The organism is Bacillus sp. C30 (assembly GCF_040838255.1).
GTDB lineage: Bacteria > Bacillota > Bacilli > Bacillales > Bacillaceae_G > Bacillus_A > Bacillus_A mycoides.
Window position 1 is genome coordinate 1 of the sequence record NZ_JBFPJH010000235.1, and the last position, 5,253, is coordinate 5,253.

The window sequence follows — 5,253 nt, forward strand, 5'->3', positions numbered from 1 at the left end:
GTTAAAGCCAATGGAGTATAACAATACATACGCACTAGCCATGCCGAAAAAAATAGCAGATCAAAATAACATAAATACAATTTCTGATTTAGGAAAAATTGCACAGGAAGCTAAAGTAGGATTTACATTAGAATTTGCTGATCGTGAAGATGGTTATAAAGGAATGCAAAAATTATATAACTATAAGTTTTCAAATGTTAAAACGATGGAACCGAAACTGCGCTATAGTGCAATACAATCGGGAGATGTTAACGTAATCGATGCATATTCAACAGATAGTGAATTGGAGCAATATGGGCTTAAAGTGCTAAAAGATGATAAAGGACTATTCCCGCCTTATCAAGGAGCACCATTATTAAGAAAAGAGACGTTACAGAAATATCCTGAACTCGAAAAAGTATTAAATGAATTATCTGGAAAGATTACAGATGAAGAAATGAGAAAAATGAATTATGAAGTAAATGTGAATGGGAAAAGTAGCGAAGAAGTCGCAAAACAATTTTTACAAAAAGAGAAGTTACTTCGTTAATTTTACAATAAATATACAATTTTATATGTATGAAATGACCGTTCATTACAAAATGAACGGTTTTTTTGTGCATACTTATACATTTTTTCAAAAAAGTATTCCATTTTTCTTCATTTTCTTTTAGAATAAGTAATGTTTTCCTGAAAAAATATAAGAGAAACGTCTATTAGAGAAAAAGGTGACTTTAATAGTTGAACGAACATAACACCTAGAATGACAGATGGGGTGGTACAAATAGAAAAGAAGTTAGGATTTTTTCCGTTAATCGCATTAGTAGTTGGAACGATGGTTGGTGGCGGTGTTTTTAGTTTACCGCATGATTTAGCAGTAGGAGCAAATAGTGGTGCAACGATAATTGGTTGGTGTATTACAGCAATGGGAATGATTCCACTTGCGCTCGTATATCAAACGTTAGCAAGACAAAAACCGGAGCTTGAGGGCGGAATTTATAGTTATGCACGAGCTGGATTCGGTGAATATATTGGTTTTAACAGTGCTTGGGGATACTGGCTAGCAGGGATTTTAGGGAATGTTGCAACAATTATGTTACTGTTTAGTACATTAGGTTACTTCTTCCCAATTTTTAAAGGCGGAAATAATGTTGCGTCAATCGTAGGTGCATCACTTTTATTATGGACATTGCATTTTCTAATTTTATTTGGAATTCGTGAAGCTTCCATTATGAATGTTATCGCAACGATTGGGAAATTAGTTCCGATTTTATTATTTATTGTCGTGATGGTAACAGCGTTTCGCTGGGATACATTTACACATGACTTTTGGGGCGAAGGAACTATCTCAGTTTCCTCTGTACTAGGTCAAGTGAAAAATACAATGCTTGTAACCCTTTGGGTGTTCATTGGGGTTGAAGGAGCAGTTGTATTATCAGGAAGAGCTAAAAATAGTAGAGACGTTGGAAAAGCGACAGTACTTGGACTTATTTTAGTAATGTCTATTTATATTTTAATTTCTGTTCTGTCAATGGGAGCCATGACAAGAAAAGAACTTTCAGTATTAGAGACTCCTTCAATGGGACATGTATTAGAACATGTTGTTGGGTCATGGGGTGCAATGGCAATTAATATTGGATTAGTTGCGTCACTTGTAGGTACATTAATTGGCTGGTTTTTACTTGTTTCTGAAATTTCTCACGTAGCAGGAAAAGACGGCGTGTTTCCGAAAGTCTTTACGAAAACAAATAAGAAACAAACGCCGCATATGGCATTGTGGATTTCAAATATCGTTGCCCAAACTATATTTATAATCGTTCTGTTTTCACAATCGACATATCAAATTATGTATTTTATTGCGTCAACATCTATATTACTGCCGTACTTATTATCAGCGCTATTTCAATTGAAATTAGTCATCACGAAAGAGCTGAAAGTTGCGAGAGTAAAAAATGGATTGTTAGCATTAATTGCTTCCCTATACTCTGTATGGTTAATTTATGCAGCTGGTTTAAAGAATTTATTGCTTGTTTCAATCGTATATGGTATTGGGATTTTCGTGTATATGTTTGCAAGAAAAGAAAAAGGGAATCGTTGTTTTGCAGGCAAAGAGCGATATGTGATGTGGGCAATTGTTATTGCAGCTATTACATCACTTTATATGTTACTGACAGGAACTATAAAAATGTAAAAGTCCTTTTAATTTAAAGGGCTTTTTTCCTTGTCTAGAGAATATTTAATACATAAGATATTCAGGAGGGATGAAAATGGAAGAAAAAGAACAGTTGTCTAGAATTATGGATTTAGCTAGTGATTTAAGGAAAGTATTAGTACAAGAATCTTTTTTTAATCATCATCCTGAACTTCGAGGCGTGATTGAAAATTTAGCGAGTTCTGTAGAGAATTTGGCGAGTTTGCAGCAAAATAAAGATGAAAATGCCGAAGATCGATTACGGTACGTACTTGCTAAAATGAAAATCGCTCATAATGCCATTTTACAAGAAAAAAAAGCATTTCCTTCTCATTAATATACGTTTTAATTTTGAACCTGACGGATGACGTCAGGTTTTTTATTTCTAGTTTTAGATTGTAGTTCATACAATAAGAATAGTATGAAAAAAAGAAGGTGACTACGTTGAAATTACATAAAGCTCTTCATCCAAGTTTTATAAAGCGAATGTATTATATGAGGTTTATTGGGAAGTTTGCAAAAGCTGAGGGAGAGAAGAATGGAGAAAATTTCTTTGTACAATGTCTTTCTTCAATACCTTTAACTTTACAAGAGTTATTTCCGACTGGAAAATATTTGTTTGAAGGATTATGCAGTAATAAAAAGAATGAAAAAATCTTTACTGATTTAAAGAAGCATAAATTAGAAAAGCAACTGGTTATGTTTCGTCTTTATTATGATCGTGGAAATTTATTTCTGGAATTAATATGCACAGAAGAGCCTCGGGAAATAGCATCTTCATATAAAGTGATTCCTTCACCAAAGGTCTCAAATTATAAAAAGAGAGCGTCTTTGGAACGGAAGTTAAGCAACGGTTATTTATCATTTCTTATGCCTAAATTACCAAAAGACTTTGAGCCTCCAGAATTATTGTGGCATGAAGGAAGGCTATATGGAAATTTATCGTTAAAATCATCAATAAGTTCAATTTCATATTTTGAGCAAAGAAAAGAATGCAAATATATTGAAATAAACGATTGGATGAAACATGTAGAAATAGCAGTAGATGATCATTTATATTTTGTAAGTGAAAATGTGTATGACCAACTAAATAAACGAATTGCTGAAGAAGGTAAGTTAGTTGAAGTAGAAGATATTAAAATGCAAAAGGATGACTGGGAATGGGATGAGCGTGAATCCTCTTTTTTGCAGTATGTACAAAGTATGGTTCGTAATAAAGGGTTATATTTGGATGATACAGATATATATAATTTTCACATTAGTATTAAAACCAATATGTTAACAATTGTTGGTGGTATACCAGGTGTTGGGAAATCACGCTTTGTGCAAGCTTATGCAGAATCACTTGGTTTACGTTATGGGGAAGAATTAATTTGGATTCCGATTTCACCATCGTATCAAGAACCACATGATATTCTCGGTTACCTTCATCCGAATGGTAATTTTATTGAAAGTGAAACGAAGTTAGTTCGGACATTGTTAAAGGCTAAAGAAAATCCAAATCAATTGTATATAATTGTGTTCGATGAAATGAACATGTCACATATTGAGCATTGGTTTACTCCGTTTCTATCCGTTCTTCAACTTGAAAAGAAAAATCGTATTTTGAGTTTGTATGAGAAAGTACAAGAAATAGAAAATCAAATTCCACCTTCAGTGGAAATTGGTGAGAATATTATTTTCGTAGGCACTGTAAATTTTGATGAAACGACGAAAGAGCTTTCCGATCGATTATTAGATCGAACAAATTTGATTACATTACAAAAAATTCCGTTTTGCGAGATGAGTATAGAACATGAGAAAGTTGTTCAGCAACCTCCGCTGAAAGTAACAACGGGAGAATTTCGACTCAATTGGTTTAGGAATAAAGAGATGATCGAAGTGTATACTGAAGAGGAATTAGAGTTATTGGATAAGTTACATGATGTATTATCATCACACGATATATCAAAAGGAATTTCTTTCCGATGTGCAAGCGCAATCGCTACGTATTTGCAAAATATACCGTTCCAAAATAATCAGTCTTATATGATTAGCAGGGAAGAAGGTTTTGATTTGCAAATAAAGCAGCGTGTATTAACGAAATTAAGGGGGACAGAAATGACAGTGGGCCCTCTACTTTCTGAAGAAGCAAAAAGGGGAGCGACATTGATACCACTTTTACAGTCTCCGCTTGCAAATCGTGTATCTACATTTGAACATTCTTTAGCTTATATAAGACAAAAGCGTAGAGAACTGGAGCTGTATGGCTATGCAAAATGAGGAGCGTTATGAAACAGCAATCGTCGATACGAAAGAAACGCTCCCGTTTGTATTGAAGCTAATTATTGGTACTGAGGGGAAAGGCGATTTTATCCTTTTAAACCGGCTTTGTACGTCTACTACAGCATTAGTTCAATGTATTTATAAAGTACAGGAATTAAAACCACTGAAATTACATTTCCATTATCAAAATCCAATGGATATTACATTCATATGGAATAAAGTATATGAGGGACAAAAGAATATAAAAGAGTCACAATATGAATTGAATGAAAAAAAACAAAGAGTATTAGTGTATGAACATGGAAAAACTGAATTTTTTTATCCGTGGCGCTGTGGCTTATACCATTTTGAAGTGCGTATAGAAGATAAAACTTATTATGGTGCGTTTCAAGTGGTTCCTAAAAACTTTTTTGATGACCAATTTGAAATGATTCAAGATTATGTGAAGTCAATTTTAAACGAGTTAATTTTAGATAGAGGTTATTACAAGAAAACTTTCTCAGCACTTAGCGATATTGAAGATTCTTCTTATTTGGTATTGTTAAGAAAGTTGCCACAAAAAATGAAAAGAATAAAACAAATTTTTAAAAAAGTAGAATCGAATGCGGAATTTGTACACGAATATGAATGGGAAACGAAAGCGCGGAAGACAACGAGAAAAACTGCCATTATGACAGAAAGAAAGCTTTATGCGAAATATTACAACCGTAAATTTAAGGAGCAAAAAAATAGTATTGAAAATGCATTTCTTAAATTTAAAACGATGCAATTCTATTATTATTTACTTGAAGCAGAAATTTTTGTACGTAAAACTATTG

The 5,253-nt window shown here is 33.2% G+C and carries 4 protein-coding genes and 1 pseudogene; all 5 read left to right on the forward strand.

The features are described from left to right. Positions 1-529, forward strand: a 529-nt coding sequence (locus AB3X49_RS17215) for a glycine betaine ABC transporter substrate-binding protein (RefSeq protein WP_367963606.1), incomplete at its 5' end; no start/stop codon positions are given. Positions 530-742: 213 nt separating this feature from the next. Continuing rightward, positions 743-2,170 carry a basic amino acid/polyamine antiporter gene (locus tag AB3X49_RS17220; RefSeq protein ID WP_367963609.1) on the forward strand — a complete coding sequence of 476 codons (1,428 nt, stop codon included), beginning with the start codon at positions 743-745 and terminating at the stop codon, positions 2,168-2,170. Between the two features lie 76 nt (positions 2,171-2,246). Beyond that, positions 2,247-2,507, forward strand: a complete 261-nt coding sequence (locus AB3X49_RS17225; protein WP_002085825.1) for a hypothetical protein — start codon at positions 2,247-2,249, stop codon at positions 2,505-2,507. A gap of 107 nt (positions 2,508-2,614) precedes the next feature. Further along, on the forward strand, positions 2,615-4,432 hold the full coding sequence (locus AB3X49_RS17230) for a DUF8727 domain-containing protein (protein ID WP_002012669.1): 1,818 nt from the start codon (positions 2,615-2,617) through the stop codon (positions 4,430-4,432). Beyond that, positions 4,422-5,253 (forward strand): annotated as a pseudogene (locus AB3X49_RS17235) (hypothetical protein); the annotation flags it as partial. The gene AB3X49_RS17230 and the pseudogene AB3X49_RS17235, both read left to right, overlap by 11 nt.